We start from the raw sequence: 13,985 nt of genomic DNA on the forward strand, positions 1-13,985 counted from the left end.
CACCATGCATCGCTTCGACCTCGCCGGCGGCGCGGTGCTCGAGAAGGGCTGCGTCTACGTGGTGCCGCTGGTCGAGGGGCTGGCGCTGCCGGAGGGGCTGCGCGCGGTCGCCAATGCCAAGAGCTCGACCGGGCGGCTCGATCTCTTCACCCGGCTCATCACCGACCGGGGGCGCGAGTTCGACCGGATCGAGGCAGGCTACCACGGGCCGCTCTACGCCGAGATCTCGCCGCGCTCCTTCTCGGTCGTCGTCCGGCCGGGGATGCGGCTCAACCAGATCCGCTTCCGGGCCGGCGACGCGACGCTCGACGATGCGGCGCTGCGCGCGCTCAACGACCGCGAGCGGCTGGTCGACGGGCCGGCGCATGTCGCGGGCGGGCTGGCCTTCTCGGTCGATCTCGCGCGGGACGCAGGCGTCGTCGGCTACCGGGCGAAGCCGCACACCGGGCTGATCGACCTCGACCGGGTCGGCCACTACGACCCGGCGGACTATTGGGAGCCGGTCACGGCGCGGGACGGGCGGATCATCCTCGATCCCGGGGCCTTCTACATCCTGGTCAGCCGCGAAGCGGTGCATGTGCCGCCCGACTATGCGGCGGAGATGGCGCCCTATCTCGCCATGGTGGGCGAGTTCCGCGTGCATTACGCCGGCTTCTTCGATCCCGGGTTCGGGCACGCGGGCGCGGGCGGGACGGGCTCGCGCGGGGTGCTCGAGGTGCGCTGCCACGAGGCGCCCTTCGCGCTCGACCACGGCCAGGTGGTGGGGCGGCTCGTCTACGAGCGGATGGCCGAGCGGCCGGAGATCCTCTACGGCCGCGACATGGGCTCGAACTACCAGGGGCAGGGCCTGAAGCTCTCGAAGCACTTCCGCGCGCCCTGATACGGCAACCGTCGCTTCGCTGAGCGGGGTCGCTTGCACGGAGTCGCACGCGTGCGACTCCGTGCAAGCCATTGAAATCGCTAAGTTACCGCTCCGGCATTAACCTGATCTTCATTGGCAGCCGGCGACCATACGGGTCATCCCGCCCGGTCCGGATCAGCCGATGTACCGCTTGAGCGTCGTCTCGGTGCCGTCCGACCAGAGGGTGGCGAGCCAGCGGGTGAAGGCGTCGCGGAAGGCGGGGGCGTCGGCGACGGCGCCGTAGATGTCGCGCATGGCGAGCCAGGCTGGCGGGTCGATGCGGGCGGCCTCGGCCTGGGCGACGAGGCGGTCCCAGCTCGGATCGTTCGGCTCGATCGTGGCGCCGGAGTCGGTGCGGCCGGCGCAGTAGCGGGCCCAGAGGGCGGAGGAGAGGGCGAGGCCCTCGACGGGCAGGCCGCGGGCGAGGCGGTCGGCGACCGAGGGGACGATGAACTTCGGCTGGCGGTTCGAGCCGTCGAGGCAGAGGCGGCGGATGGTGTCGCCGATCTTCGGGTTGAGGCAGCGCTCCTCGACCTTGCGGAAGTAGCCGTCGAGGTCGGTGTTCGGCACCGGGGGCACGATCGGGATGATCTCGTCGCGCTCGACCTTCTGCAGGAAGGCGCGGACGAGCGGGTGCTGCATCCCCTCGTGCACGAAGTGGATGTCGAGGAGGCCGGAGGGGTAGGCGATGATCGCATGCCCGCCGTTCAGGATGCGGATCTTCATCATCTCCCAAGGGGTGACGTCCTTGACGTATTCGGCGCCCACCTCCTCGAAGGCGGGGCGGCCGGCGGGGAATTCGTCCTCGACCACCCACTGGATGAAGTCCTCGCAGAAGACCGGCCGGGCGTCCTCGATGCCGAACTCCTCGCGGGTGATCCGCCGCTCGCGGTCGGAGGTCGCGGTCGCGATGCGGTCGACCATGGCGTTCGGGAAGGCGACGCTGTCGCGCACCCAGGCGGCGAAGCCCGGGTCCTGGGCGGCGGCGAGGCCGGCGACGGCGTCGCGGCAGACGTTGCCGTTATGGGGGACGTTGTCGCAGGACATGACGGTGAAGGGCGGGGTGCCGGCGGCGCGGCGGGCCTTGAGGCCGGCGAGGATGAGGCCGAAGACGGTCTTCGGGTCGCCCGGGTTCCGCGCGTCGGCGACGATGGCCGGGCTCTCGGGGTCGAACTTGCCGAGGGCGGGGTTCACGAAGTAGCCGCCCTCGGTGACGGTGAGCGAGACGATGCGGATCTTCGGGTCGGCGAGGGCGGCGGTGATGGCGCGGCCGTCCATCGGCGGCAGGAAGTCGGTCATCACGCCGGTGACGCGGGCGGAGGAGGTCGCCGCCGACTGTTCGACCACGGTCGAGAGCCAGTCCTGGCGGGCGAGGTCGTCGCGCATGGCGGTGTCGTAGGGGGTGACGCCGGCGCCGACGATGGCCCAGTCGCGGGCCTTGCCAACGTTCATCAGCCGGTCGAGGTAGATCTGCAGGTGGGCGCGGTGGAAGTTGCCGATGCCGAAATGGAGGATGCCGGGGGACAGGTCGGCGCGGGCGTAGGCGGGGCGGGCGACGGCGGCGGGGAGCTCGGGCAGCGCCTTGAGCGACAGGGGAACGGCCATCGCGGTGGACCTCCTCGGGTAAGGAACGGCGGGCGGCCTCGCGCGGCGGCGCGGGCGCCTCGGGCGGCATGATAGGCACTTGCCCGCGCCGGTGGCAACGCCGGCACGGCGGCCTCAGCCGAGCAGGAGGACGGCGCCGGCGGGGGCGAAGGCGATGGCGACGCGGGCGCCGGGGGCGGGGAGTGTGGCGGTGTCGGGGGAGACGAGGAAGACCGGGCCGAGCTCGGTCTCGACGGCGATCTCGTTGCGGCTGCCGGCGTAGGTGGTCTTGGCGACGGCGGCGGGCAGGCTGTTCGGCGCGCCCTCGTCGACGAGGGCGAGGCGGTTCGGGCGGACCGAGAGGCGGGCGGGGCCGGGAGCGAGGCCGCGGGCGGGAAGGGAGAGGGTGACCGGGCCGGCGCGGACCTCGGCGGTGGTGCCGGCAACGGCGGCGATCTCGCAGGGGAGGACGTTCGATTCGCCGATGAAGTCGGCGACGAAGGCGGTGGCCGGGGCGTCGTAGAGCTCGCGCGGGGTGCCCTCCTGGGCGATGACGGCGCGGTCCATGACGATGATGCGGTCGGAGACGGCGAGGGCCTCCTCCTGGTCGTGGGTGACGTAGACGACGGTGAGCCCGAGCTTCTGCTGCAGCTCGCGGATCTCGTCGCGGACGCGGCGGCGGAGCTTGGCGTCGAGGTTGGAGAGGGGCTCGTCGAAGAGCAGGACCTGCGGCTCGAGGACGAGGGCGCGGGCGACGGCGACGCGCTGCTGCTGGCCGCCGGAGAGCTCGGAGGGGAAGCGGGTCTCGAAGCCGGTGAGGCCGACGAGCGCCAGGCCGGCGGCGGCGCGGGCGGCGGTCTCGCGCCGGTCGTGGCCGGAGAAGCGCAGGCCGTAGGAGACGTTCTCCATCACCGTCATGTGCGGGAAGAGGGCGTAGGACTGGAAGACCATCGAGACGTCGCGGTCGGTGGCGGGCAGGGTGGTGACGTCGCCGTCGCCGATCCGGATGCGGCCCGAGGTCGGCATCTCGAGGCCGGCGATCATGCGCAGCGTCGTCGTCTTGCCGCAGCCGGAGGGGCCGAGGAGGGTGACGAGGGTGCCGGCCTCGATGGTGAAGGAGACGTCGTTGACGGCCGGGGTGGTGCCGCCGGGGTAGACCTTGGTGACGCGGTCGAAGGCGACGGAGGCGGCCTTGCCGGTGAGGGTGACCATGGCTCAGCCTGCTCCGGTGAGGGCCGCGCCCTGCGGCGGCATGTTGGTGCGCATCCCCGAGAGGCCGGGGCCGCCGGTGCCGCGGCGGCCGATGGCGCGGGTGCCGACGAGGAGCTGCATGACGCCGATGACGGCGAGCATGACGAGGATGAGCACGGTCGCGTAGGCGATGGCGATGCCGTACTCGTTGTTCTCGACGCGGCCGACGATGTAGCTCGTCGCCATGTCGTAGCGGCCGGAGACGAGGAAGATGACGGCGCTGATCGCGGTCATGGCGCGGACGAAGGAATAGACGAGGGCGGCGAGGATCGCGGGCTTCAGCAGCGGCAGGACGATGCGGCGCAGGGTGGCGAAGGAGCCGGCGCCCAGCGTGAGCGAGCTCTCGTCGAGGCTCTTGTCGATCTGCGCCATCGAGGCGATGCCGGCGCGCACGCCGACCGGCATGTTGCGGAAGATGAAGGAGAGGACGAGGATGATGCCGGTGCCGGTCAGCTCGATCGGCGGCACGTTGAAGGCGATGACGTAGGAGACGCCGATCACCGTGCCGGGGATGGCGAAGGAGAGCATCGTCCCGAACTCGAAGGCGCGCTTGGCCCGGAAGTCCTGGCGGACGAGGAGCCAGGCGGTGAGGAGGCCGATGGCGGCGGTCAGGGGGGCGGAGACGAGCGAGATCCAGATCGTGGTCCAGAAGGAGGACCAGGCCGAGCCGCGCCAGAGCAGGCCGTGGTCGGTCCAGGCGATGCCGAAGGCCTTGATGTAGTGGGTGAGCGTCAGGCTCATGTCGACACCCCAGAGCTTCACGAAGCTGCCGTAGACGATGGTGCCGTAGACGACGAGGGTCAGCGCCACCCAGAAGCCGACGACGGCGTAGAGGGTGATGCGGAGGGGGCGCGGCAGGAGGGGGTGGATGCCGGCGTCGCCCTTGCCGGAGACGGTGGTGTAGGAGCGGCGGCCGAGCCAGAAGCGCTGGGCGTAGAAGGCGGCCAGCGTGAAGACGAGGAGGACGACGGCGAGGGTGGCGGCCATGCCGGGGTCGTTCTGGGCGCCGACGATGGCGAAGAAGATCTCGGTCGAGAGGACGTCGAAGTTGCCCCCGAGGACCAGCGGGTTGCCGAAGTCGGCCATCGACTCGATGAAGCCGAGGAGGAAGGCGTTGGCGAGGCCGGGGCGCATGAGCGGCAGGGTGACGGTCGCGAAGGTCTGCCAGCGGCCGGCGCGGAGGGTCTGGGCGGCTTCCTCCATCGAGGGGCTGACGCCCTCGACGACGCCGATGAGGACGAGGAAGGCGATGGGGGTGAAGGCCAGCGTCTGGGCGATGAGGAGGCCGGGGAGGCCGTAGACCCAGCGGGTGGGCTGGGTGCCGAAGAGCTCGGCCGAGAGCTGGGTGAAGAAGCCGGAGAGGCCGAAGAGGAGGATGACGGCGAGGCCGATGACGAAGGCGGGCGTGATGATCGGCAGGATCGTCAGCGCGCGCAGGATGCGGCGGAAGCGGAAGCCGGTGCGGGTGGCGACGAGGGCGAAGGCGAGGCCGAGGAGCGTCGAGAGGATCCCGACGAGGACGGCGAGGAAGAAGGAGTTCCAGGCGACGCCGCAGCGCGGGCCACCGGTCAGGCAGCCGAGCGACCAGAGGCGGTCGCTGAAGAGACGCCGGCCGAAGGCGGCGAGGGAGTAGGCGCCCTCGTCGGTGACGAAGGCGTTGAGGAGCATCTGCACGATCGGCATGAAGACGAAGAGCGCGACGGTGGCGATGACGAAGCCGATCGAGCCGACGACGAAGACGTCGCCGCCGACGGCGCCGCGGGCGGCGATGCCGAGGGTGAGGAGGAAGAGGAAGGCCAGCGCGGTCAGGAGGGCGCCGTAGCCCATGCCGAACTGGCGCCAGTCGAGGTCGCCGAAGAGGGCCTCGAGCCAGTCGTAGCGCCAGCCGCGGTGGCCGATGGCGAAGCCCTGGATGAGGAGCCAGCCGAGGCCGAGGGCGCCGATCACGACCATCAGCCGGGCGAAGGCGGGGTCGGCCTTCGGCCGTCGCCAGGCGAGGAGCGGCAGGAGGAGGATCAGGCCGAGGGGGGCGAGCCAGGGCTTTTCGCCCTGGAGGACGAGGAAGAGGGCGGGGGCCGCGTCCTCGTCGAGCGGCCAGCCGTCGAGCAGCCAGCGGAAGGTCCAGAAGCCGCCGTCGACGGCGTACCAGGGGAGGAGGCAGAAGCCGACGAGGCCGACCGCCGTCCAGAGGGCGGCGGTCGGGTCGAGCGGGCGGATGCGGGCGGGCGGCGGCACGCTACTGCGGCAGCGAGGCGACCTCCTCGTCCCACTTGGAGAGCAGGCGCTTGCGCTCCTCGGACGAGCCGAACTTGGCGAAGTCGTAGTCGATGAGCTTGATCGTCGAGAGGTCGGGCGCGAGCGGCGACTGGGTGGCGCTCTTGTTCGAGGGCAGCTGGAAGGAGTTGACCGTCTGGGCGCGGGACTGGACGTCGGCGGTCAGGGCCCAGTCGTAGAACTTCTTCGCCTCGTCCTCGTTGCGGGCGCCGGCGATGATCGACATGGAGCCGATCTCGTAGCCGGTGCCCTCGCAGGGGGCGACGGGGACGATCGGGAAGCCGGCGGCGGCCTGGGCGACGGCGTCGTGCAGGAAGACGATGCCGATGGTCGTCTCGCCGAGGCCGGCGGCCTTGATCGGGGCGGAGCCCGACTTGGTGTACTGGTTGATGTTCTTGTGCAGCGCCTTCATGTACTCGAAGCCCTCCTCCTCGCCCATGAGCTGCACGATGGTCGCGAGCATGGTGTAGGCGGTGCCGGAGGAGTTCGGGTTGGCGATCTGGATGTGGCCCTTGAACTCGGGCTTGATCAGGTCGGCCCAGCACTTCGGCTCGGGCAGGTTGTTCTTGGCGAGCAGATCCTTGTTGTAGCCGAAGCCGAGGGCGCCGGAGTAGACGCCGACGGTGCGGTGGTCGCCGGCCTCGGCCTGCTTGATCGCCCAGTCGTGCAGCTCGGCCATCATCGGCGACTCGTATTGTTCGGTCAGCTCCTCCTGGGCGGCCTGCAGGTGCGGGTCGCCGGTGCCGGCCCACCAGATGTCGCCCTTGGGGTTTTCGGACTCGGCCTTCACCTGGGCGTAGATCTCGCCCGAGCTCTTGCGGGTCATGTCGACGGTGATGCCGGTCTCGGCCTCGAAGTCCTTGGCCATCAGCTGGCACCAGGCCTCGTCGGCGGCGCAGTAGAGCGTGAGGCTGTCGGCGCGCGCCGGCGCCTGGCCGAGGGTGGCGAGAAGCGCGATCGCGCCCGACGACATCATGAGCTTGTGCATGCGAGGTTCCTCCCGTGGCGGGCCGCTCTTCGCGGCGGCCCGCGCAGCGTCGGGCGAATCCGCGGCCATTGCAATCGCGTTCAGCCGGATGCCGCGCGAATCCGGCTTGCCTGCGCGGAAGGGGACGGCAATCATGCACAGGTGGGCAAAGGTGGCGCACGCGGGGGAGCGTGCAGGAAACCCCGTGGTCGATTCGAGACGCAGATCCTTCGTCAGTGCCCGGCAGGTGGCCGACCTCGCCGGCGTCTCGCGCTCGGCGGTGTCGCGCACCTTCACCAATGGCGCCAGCGTGTCGGAGGCGACCCGGCGCAAGGTGCTGCGGGCGGCGGAGGAGCTCGGCTACCACGTCAACCACCTGGCGCGGAGCCTGATCCAGGAGCAGAGCGGCATCGTCTGCCTGATCGTCGCCGACGTCGCGACCCCCTATCAGTCGCGCATGCTCGACGCGCTGACGCGGCGGCTGCAGGGGATCGACCGGGTGGCGATGGTCATCAACACCTCGGGGGCGAGCGGCGACGCCGAGGCGGCGCTGCGCCAGACGCTGAACTATCGCGCCGCCGCCACCATCGTCCTCTCGGGCACGCCGCCGGCGGCGCTGGTCACCACCTGCATCAACAGCGGCCAGCGGGTGATCCTCATCAACCGGGACGACGAGATAGCGGGGCCGATCAACCTCTCGGTCGACAATGCCGGGGCGGCGCGCGAGGCGTTGCACATGCTCCACCGCTGCGGCTGCCGGCGGATCGCCGTCGTCTCCTCGACCGCGGGCACGCCGAGCCTTCTCGCCCGCGAGCGCGCCTTCGCCGCGGCGGCGGCGGAGCGGGGGCTCGAGGCGCGGGTGGTCCGGGCCGGGCCGACCGGCTATGCCGCGGGCTTCGAGGCGGGGCGGCGGCTTCTCAGCGGCTCGGGGCGGCCGGACGCGGCCTTCTGCGTCACCGACCTTCTCGCCTGCGGCTTCATGGACGCCGCGCGCCGGGAGTTCGGCCTCGACGTCCCGGGCGATCTCTGCGTCGTCGGCTTCGACGACATCGAGCAGGCCGGCTGGGCCTCCTACAATCTCACCACCTTCCGCCAGCCGGTCACGGCGATCGCGGACCAGGTGATCCGGCTCGTCTCCGACCCGGCGGCGCCGGCCGGGCAGAGCTGCTTCGACGTGACGCCGGTCTGGCGGCGCTCGGTCCGCCCGCAGTAGTGAGCGGCGGGAAGCGCAGGGCGGGGGGCGCTGTTGCTTTTCGTGCACGCGCGTGCAAGCATGCCCGGATGCGTATCGGTTCGTGCCCCCTCTGCCTGGCGGCCTGCGCGGAGTCGCGATCGCGGTGACCGGGTCGGTGGTCCTGCTGCATCTCGGCGGTGCGGTGGCGCTCATGCTCTATGCGACGCGGATGGTGCGGACGGGGGTGGAGCGCGCCTATGGCGAGGTGCTGCGGCTGAAGCTGCGGCGCACGATGGACCGGCCGCTGCTGGCGGTGCTGCTCGGCACGGCGCTCGCGATCGCCTTCCAGAGCTCGACCGCGGTCACGCTGCTCGTCTCCTCCTTCGCCGGGTCGGGGATGGTGGGCGGGCTGACCGGGCAGCTCGCGGTCCGCGGGGCGGAGGTGGGCTCGGCGCTGGTCGCGAAGCTCCTGACCTTCGATCTCTCGCTCTTCGTGCCGGTGGCGCTGATCGCGGGGACCACGCTCTTCATGGTCACCGAGCGGCGGGAATTCCGGCAGGTCGGGCGGATCCTGATCGGCGCGGGGCTGCTGCTGCTCTCGCTCGAGATGATCGGCACGGCCTCGGAGCCGTTGCGCGACAGCCCGGCGCTGCCGGCGGTGGTGGGGTATTTCGCGGGCGATCCGGTCACGGCCTATGCGCTGGCCGCGGTCGTCACCTGGCTCTTCCACTCCTCGATCGCCGCGATCCTGCTGCTGGCGGCGCTGGCCGGGCGGGACATCATCCCGGGGGATCTGGCGATCGTGCTGGTGCTCGGGGTGAACCTCGGGAGCTCGATCATCGCGCCGATCCTGACCCGCGGCATGTCGCCGGCGGCGCGGGTGGTGCCGGTCGGCAACCTCTTGATGCGCGGGCTGGGGTCGCTGGCGCTGCTGCTGCTCTTTCTCGAGTTCCGGCCGGCGCTCGGCTTTCTCGGCGATCACGGGGCGGCGCGGGTGGTGAATGCGCACCTGCTCTTCAACCTCATCATCCTCGTCTTCGGGCTGCCGCTCTCGCGGCTCGCCTATGCCGCCTCGGAGCGGATGGTGCGGCTGACCACGGCGCCGGCGGCGCCGGCGCCGCTGGCGGAGGTCGAGGTCTCGGCGCTCGACGAGGCGGTGATCGGGCTGCCGGCGCAGGCGCTGGCCAATGCGACGCGCGAGGTGGTGCGCACCTGCGAGCTGGTCGAGCTGATGCTGGGCCAGGTGATCGCGCTCTACGAGGATCCGGAGGAGGAGCGGATCCGGGCGCTGGCGGCGCTCGACGACCGGCTGGACCGCAAGCATGCGGCGATCAAGCTCTATCTCGCCAAGGTGACGGCGGCGGGGCTGGGGCCGGCGGAGACGGCGCGCTGCCAGGAGCTGCTCGGGGCCTGCGTGAAGCTCGAGCAGGTGGGCGACATCATCGTGCGCAACATGCTCGCCCACGTCAGGAAGAAGGCGCGGCACGAGCTGCAGTTCACGCCGGACGGCTGGAGCGAGCTGGTGCGCATCCATGCCAGCGTGCTGGCCACGGCGCGGCTGGCCTTCAACGTGCTCGTCTCGCGCGATCTCGAGACGGCGCGGCAGATCGTGGAGGAGAAGGACCGGCTGCGCGATCTCGAGAAGGCCTCGAGCGACCGCCACTTCGGGCGGCTGAGCGAGGGGACGCCGCGCAGCATCGAGACGAGCACCATCCATCTCGACACCATCCGGGATCTCAAGCAGATCAACTCGCTGCTGGCGGCGATCGCCTATCCGATCCTCGAGGAGCGCGGGCTGCTCCGGGGGTCGCGGCTGCGCGCCGTCCAGTAGCGCCGGGCACGGGGTGGGCACGCGTGCCCACTTTGGCATGTAACTGATTTTCCTGCATAATCCATTTTTTGTTAACCGGATCGCAACCTTCGTTAACGGCGCCAGAGCATGCGCGCGAGCAGGTCGTCGCGGTCGACGAACTGGTGGCGGAGGGCGGCGGCGGCGTGGAGCGCGAGGAGGAGGGCGAGGGCGAGGGCGGGGCAGGTGTGGACGAGGTGGAGGGTGGCCTCGAGGCGGTCGCTGCCCGGGACGAAGGGGTCGGGGAGCGGCCAGCGGCCGAAGACGAGGTTCTCCATCCCGAGCAGGTCCTGGACCGGGGAGGCGGAGGCGAGGAGCCAGCCGGAGAGCGGCATCAGGAACATGAAGAGATAGAGGAGGGCGTGGCTGGCGCGGGCGGCGGCGGCCTGCCAGGCGGGCATCGGCGGGAGCGGCGGACGGGCGCGGTTCGCGAGGCGCCAGGCGACGCGCAGGAGCGCGAGCAGGAAGACGACGGTGCCCCAGCTCTTGTGGGTCTGGGTGAGGGTGAAGCGGGCGAGCAGGTCGGGGACGAAGCGGGTCATCCAGAGGCCGAGGCCGAGCTGGAAGAGGATGAGCGCGGCCATCGCCCAGTGCAGCGCGCGGCTGACCCAGCCCCAGCCGGACGGCCGGTCGAAGGCGCGCATCTAGCGGGAGGTCATCAGGAGGCGGATGCGCACCGGCAGCACCGAGGCGACGTCCGGGACGCCGCCGGTCGAGCCGAAGGCGGTCCGGTCGACCGCTCCGCTGAGGTCGAAGCCGGCCTCGAAGCGGTCCGGGTCGTCCTTGGCCGGGCCGTAGGCGAAGACCTGGGCGTGGAAGGTGACCGGCCGGGTCACGCCGCGGAGCGTCATGCGCCCCGAGACCTCGGCGGTGCTCTTCGAGGTCTGGGTGAGCTTGTCGAGCTGGAAGGTGATCGTCGGATACTGCGCGGCGCCGAGATAGTCGCGGCTGCGGAGCAGGCTGTCGACCACGGCGACGCCGGTGGTCGCGTCGCCGGCGGCGACGCTGATGCTGGCGCGGGCGCGTTCGGGATGGGCCTGGTCGAAGTCGATGCTGCCGGAGAGGGTGGGGAAGCGCACCTCGACGATCCTGCCCTCCCAGGTGACGTCGGTGGTGACGCGGGTGGCGGGATCGAGCTTCCAGGCGGCGGCAAGCGCGGGGGCGGGCAGGAGGGCGAGGAGAAGGAGGAGCGACTTCAGCATGGCGGGCTGTCCCCGGGGTTCGATCGCGCCTCCGAAGATAGCGCGGAATCGCCCGGCGGCGTGACTGCTCTTGCGAATGTGTCCGGCGCCGCCGGCCGAGACGCGCGCCCTTCGAGGCTCAGCGGGTCGGGACGGGGTGCTCGCCGCGGTAGTCGTAGAAGCCGCGCCGGGTCTTGCGGCCGAGCCAGCCGGCCTCGACGTATTTCACCAGGAGCGGGCAGGGGCGGTACTTGGTGTCGGCGAGGCCCTCGTGCAGCACGTTCATGATGGCGAGGCAGGTGTCGAGGCCGATGAAGTCGGCGAGCTCGAGCGGACCCATCGGGTGGTTGGCGCCGAGCTTCAGCGCCATGTCGATCGAGGCGACGGTGCCGACGCCCTCGTAGAGGGTGTAGACCGCCTCGTTGATCATCGGCACCAGGATGCGGTTGACGATGAAGGCGGGGAAGTCCTCGGCCGAGGAGGCGGTCTTGCCGATCCGGTCGACCACCCCGAGCAGGACCTTGTAGGTCTCCTCGTCGGTGGCGATGCCGCGGATGAGCTCGACGAGCTGCATCACCGGCACCGGGTTCATGAAGTGGAAGCCCATGAAACGCTCGGGCCGGTCGGTGCCGGAGGCGAGGCGGGTGATCGAGATCGAGGAGGTGTTGGAGGTCAGGATGGTGTGCGGCGCGAGGTGCGGCGAGAGCTCCTTGAAGATCTGGTGCTTGAGCGCCTCGCGCTCGGTGGCGGCCTCGATCACCAGGTCGCTCCGGCCGAGCGGCGCGAGCTCGCGCTCGATGCGGATGCGCGCGAGCGCGGCGTCGCGGTCCTCGGCGCTCAGCTTGCCGCGCGCCACCTGGCGGTCGAGGTGGCTGCGGATGATCTCCATCGCCCTGGCGAGCGCCTCCTCGGAGACGTCGTGAAGCGCCACGTCGAAGCCGGCGACGGCGAAGACGTGGGCGATGCCGTTGCCCATCTGTCCGGCGCCGATGACGCCGACCTGCCTGATTTCCATGGAATCCCGTCCCTGGCGAGCGAAGTCGCGTCACCTTAGGTGCGCCCCCCGGGCGGCGCAACGGCTTTGCGGCCGATTGCGCCCGCGGCGTGGCTCGCCTAGCGTGCGGCCATGGCCAGGCAGCCGCTCCGGGAGTATCGCGCCAGGCGCGACTTTTCGCGGACGAGCGAGCCGGCCGGCGCGGCGCCGGCCGGGGGCGGCGCCCGCTTCGTCGTGCACAAGCACCAGGCGACGGCGGATCACTACGACCTGCGCCTGGAGCTCGGCGGCGTGCTGAAGAGCTGGGCGGTTCCCAAGGGGCCGTCGCTCAACCCGGCCGACCGGCGGCTGGCGATCCAGACCGAGGACCATCCGGTCGAGTATATCGACTTCGAGGCGGTGATCCCGGAGGGGGAGTACGGCGGCGGGCCGATGATCGTCTGGGACAGTGGCACATGGGCGCCGATGGGGGACGCCGAGGCCGGGCTGGAGGCGGGGGAGCTGAAGTTCCGGCTGGCGGGGGAGAAGCTCCATGGCGGCTGGATGCTGGTGCGGCTGAAGCCGCGGCCGGGGGAGAAGAAGCGGAACTGGCTGCTCATCAAGGAGAAGGATGCCGGGGCGGATCCCGAGCGCGACATCCTCAGCGAGCGGCCGGAGAGCGTGAAGTCGGGGCGGCGGATCGAGGAGCTGAGGGCGCCGGAGCCGAAGGCGCGGCGGCTGCGGCCGGGGGCGCTCAAGGGGGCGGTGAAGGGGCCGGGGCCGGAGCGGCTGACGCCGCAGCTGGCGACGCAGGTGGGGGAGCCGCCGGCGGGGGACGAGTGGCTGCACGAGATCAAGTTCGATGGGTATCGGACGCTGGCCTTCCGGGACGGGGAGGCGGTGCGGCTGATCACGCGGGGCGGGCTCGACTGGACGCATCGCTACGGGGATCTGGCGGATGCGTTCCGGACGCTGCCGTGCCGGGAGGCGGTGGTCGACGGGGAGGTCGTGGCGCTCGACGCGGGTGGGGTGAGCCGGTTCGCGGCGCTGCAGGAGGCGCTGTCGCGGAAGGCGCGGAACGAGCTGGTGTTCTTCGCCTTCGACCTGGTGCGGCTCGACGGGTGGAACCTGGCGGCGGTGGCGCTGGTCGAGCGGAAGGAGTTGTTGCGGCAGCTGCTGGCCGGGGCGACCGGGCGCTCGGCGATCCAGTTCAGCGACCATGTGGTGGGAGGGGGCCGGGACTTCCACGAGCAGGTGTCGCAGATGGGGCTCGAGGGGGTGGTCTCGAAGCGGGTCACGGCGGCCTATCAGGCGGGGCGGTCGAAGAGCTGGACCAAGAGCAAGGCGAAGCTCTACGGCGACTTCGTCATCGTGGGGTATACGGCGTCGGAGGCGGCCGGGGGCCTGGGCGCGCTGGCGATGGGGGAGTGGGTCGGGGACGAGCTCCGGTATCGCGGCAAGGTCGGGACGGGGTTCGATGCGGCGATGCTCGGGGAGCTCTTGGGGCGGCTGAGGGGGCTGGAGGATCCGGGGCTGACCGTCGTCGGGGCGCCGAAGGACGTGCGGCCGGTGCGGCCGGTGCTCTCGGCGCGGATCCAGTATTCGAACCTGACCTCGGACGGGGCGCTGCGGCACGGGGTGTTCGTCGGGCTGCGCGACGTGGCGGTGACGGCGCAGGCGGCGCCGGAGCGGAAGCGGCTGGTGTCGGAGGCGGATCTGGCGACGGTCTGGGTGACCAATCCGACGCGGCGGCTGTTCGGCCGGTCGGGGCCGACCAAGCTCGACGTGGCGGTCTATTATGCGGCGGTGGGGGACTTCATGCTGCCGCATC

Annotated in this window: 11 protein-coding genes; 4 read left to right on the top strand and 7 right to left on the bottom strand. The window is 71.3% G+C overall.

What is annotated here, in order from left to right; translation table 11 throughout:
- The coding region (locus tag Q0112_RS18140; protein WP_297977450.1) for a 2'-deoxycytidine 5'-triphosphate deaminase at nt 1-880 on the top strand (880 nt) is incomplete at its 5' end.
- A gap of 156 nt (nt 881-1,036) precedes the next feature.
- Here Q0112_RS18140 and Q0112_RS18145 read toward each other — a convergent pair.
- From Q0112_RS18145 to Q0112_RS18160, 4 genes are all read right to left on the bottom strand, one after another.
- A complete protein-coding gene (locus Q0112_RS18145) occupies nt 1,037-2,506 on the bottom strand; it encodes a mannitol dehydrogenase family protein (RefSeq protein WP_297977452.1) in 1,470 nt (489 codons plus the stop codon).
- A 114-nt stretch (nt 2,507-2,620) separates the two neighbouring features.
- A complete protein-coding gene (locus tag Q0112_RS18150; RefSeq protein WP_297977453.1) occupies nt 2,621-3,697 on the bottom strand; it encodes an ABC transporter ATP-binding protein in 1,077 nt (358 codons plus the stop codon).
- Between the two features lie 3 nt (nt 3,698-3,700).
- Complete coding sequence (locus tag Q0112_RS18155) at nt 3,701-5,971, bottom strand: iron ABC transporter permease (RefSeq protein ID WP_297977454.1); 2,271 nt, start codon at nt 5,969-5,971, stop codon at nt 3,701-3,703.
- Nucleotide 5,972: 1 nt separating this feature from the next.
- A complete protein-coding gene (locus tag Q0112_RS18160; protein ID WP_297977455.1) occupies nt 5,973-6,998 on the bottom strand; it encodes an ABC transporter substrate-binding protein in 1,026 nt (341 codons plus the stop codon).
- 184 nt (nt 6,999-7,182) lie between these two features.
- On the opposite strand from Q0112_RS18160, the gene Q0112_RS18165 reads away from it, so the two are divergent.
- Nucleotides 7,183-8,190, top strand: coding sequence for a substrate-binding domain-containing protein (locus tag Q0112_RS18165; RefSeq protein ID WP_297977456.1), 1,008 nt, complete (start codon nt 7,183-7,185; stop codon nt 8,188-8,190).
- A gap of 124 nt (nt 8,191-8,314) precedes the next feature.
- Entirely contained in the window at nt 8,315-9,982 is a 1,668-nt protein-coding gene (locus Q0112_RS18170) for a Na/Pi cotransporter family protein (protein WP_297977457.1), read from the top strand.
- Between the two features lie 92 nt (nt 9,983-10,074).
- On the opposite strand, the gene Q0112_RS18175 is transcribed toward Q0112_RS18170, so the two are convergent.
- The 3 genes from Q0112_RS18175 to Q0112_RS18185 form a co-directional block, all read right to left on the bottom strand.
- The gene (locus Q0112_RS18175) at nt 10,075-10,644 is read right to left on the bottom strand and encodes a cytochrome b (protein ID WP_297977458.1); all 570 of its coding nucleotides are present in this window, start codon (nt 10,642-10,644) and stop codon (nt 10,075-10,077) included.
- The gene (locus tag Q0112_RS18180) at nt 10,645-11,202 is read right to left on the bottom strand and encodes a YceI family protein (protein WP_297977459.1); all 558 of its coding nucleotides are present in this window, start codon (nt 11,200-11,202) and stop codon (nt 10,645-10,647) included.
- 118 nt (nt 11,203-11,320) lie between these two features.
- Nucleotides 11,321-12,196, bottom strand: coding sequence for a 3-hydroxybutyryl-CoA dehydrogenase (locus tag Q0112_RS18185; protein ID WP_297977460.1), 876 nt, complete (start codon nt 12,194-12,196; stop codon nt 11,321-11,323).
- A 111-nt stretch (nt 12,197-12,307) separates the two neighbouring features.
- Here Q0112_RS18185 and ligD point away from each other — a divergent pair.
- The coding region (gene ligD / locus Q0112_RS18190; RefSeq protein ID WP_297977462.1) for a non-homologous end-joining DNA ligase at nt 12,308-13,985 on the top strand (1,678 nt) is incomplete at its 3' end.

The organism is uncultured Amaricoccus sp., from assembly GCF_937858865.1.
Lineage (GTDB): Bacteria > Pseudomonadota > Alphaproteobacteria > Rhodobacterales > Rhodobacteraceae > Amaricoccus.

Bases quoted from the DNA above. Each gene is read 5' to 3' on its own strand.
- Q0112_RS18145 (WP_297977452.1), bottom strand. From the start codon at position 2,506: ATGGCCGTTCCCCTGTCGCTCAAGGCGCTGCCCGAGCTCCCCGCCGCC.
- Q0112_RS18150 (WP_297977453.1), bottom strand. From the start codon at position 3,697: ATGGTCACCCTCACCGGCAAGGCCGCCTCCGTCGCCTTCGACCGCGTC.
- Q0112_RS18160 (WP_297977455.1), bottom strand. From the start codon at position 6,998: ATGCACAAGCTCATGATGTCGTCGGGCGCGATCGCGCTTCTCGCCACC.
- Q0112_RS18175 (WP_297977458.1), bottom strand. From the start codon at position 10,644: ATGCGCGCCTTCGACCGGCCGTCCGGCTGGGGCTGGGTCAGCCGCGCG.
- Q0112_RS18180 (WP_297977459.1), bottom strand. From the start codon at position 11,202: ATGCTGAAGTCGCTCCTCCTTCTCCTCGCCCTCCTGCCCGCCCCCGCG.
- Q0112_RS18185 (WP_297977460.1), bottom strand. From the start codon at position 12,196: ATGGAAATCAGGCAGGTCGGCGTCATCGGCGCCGGACAGATGGGCAAC.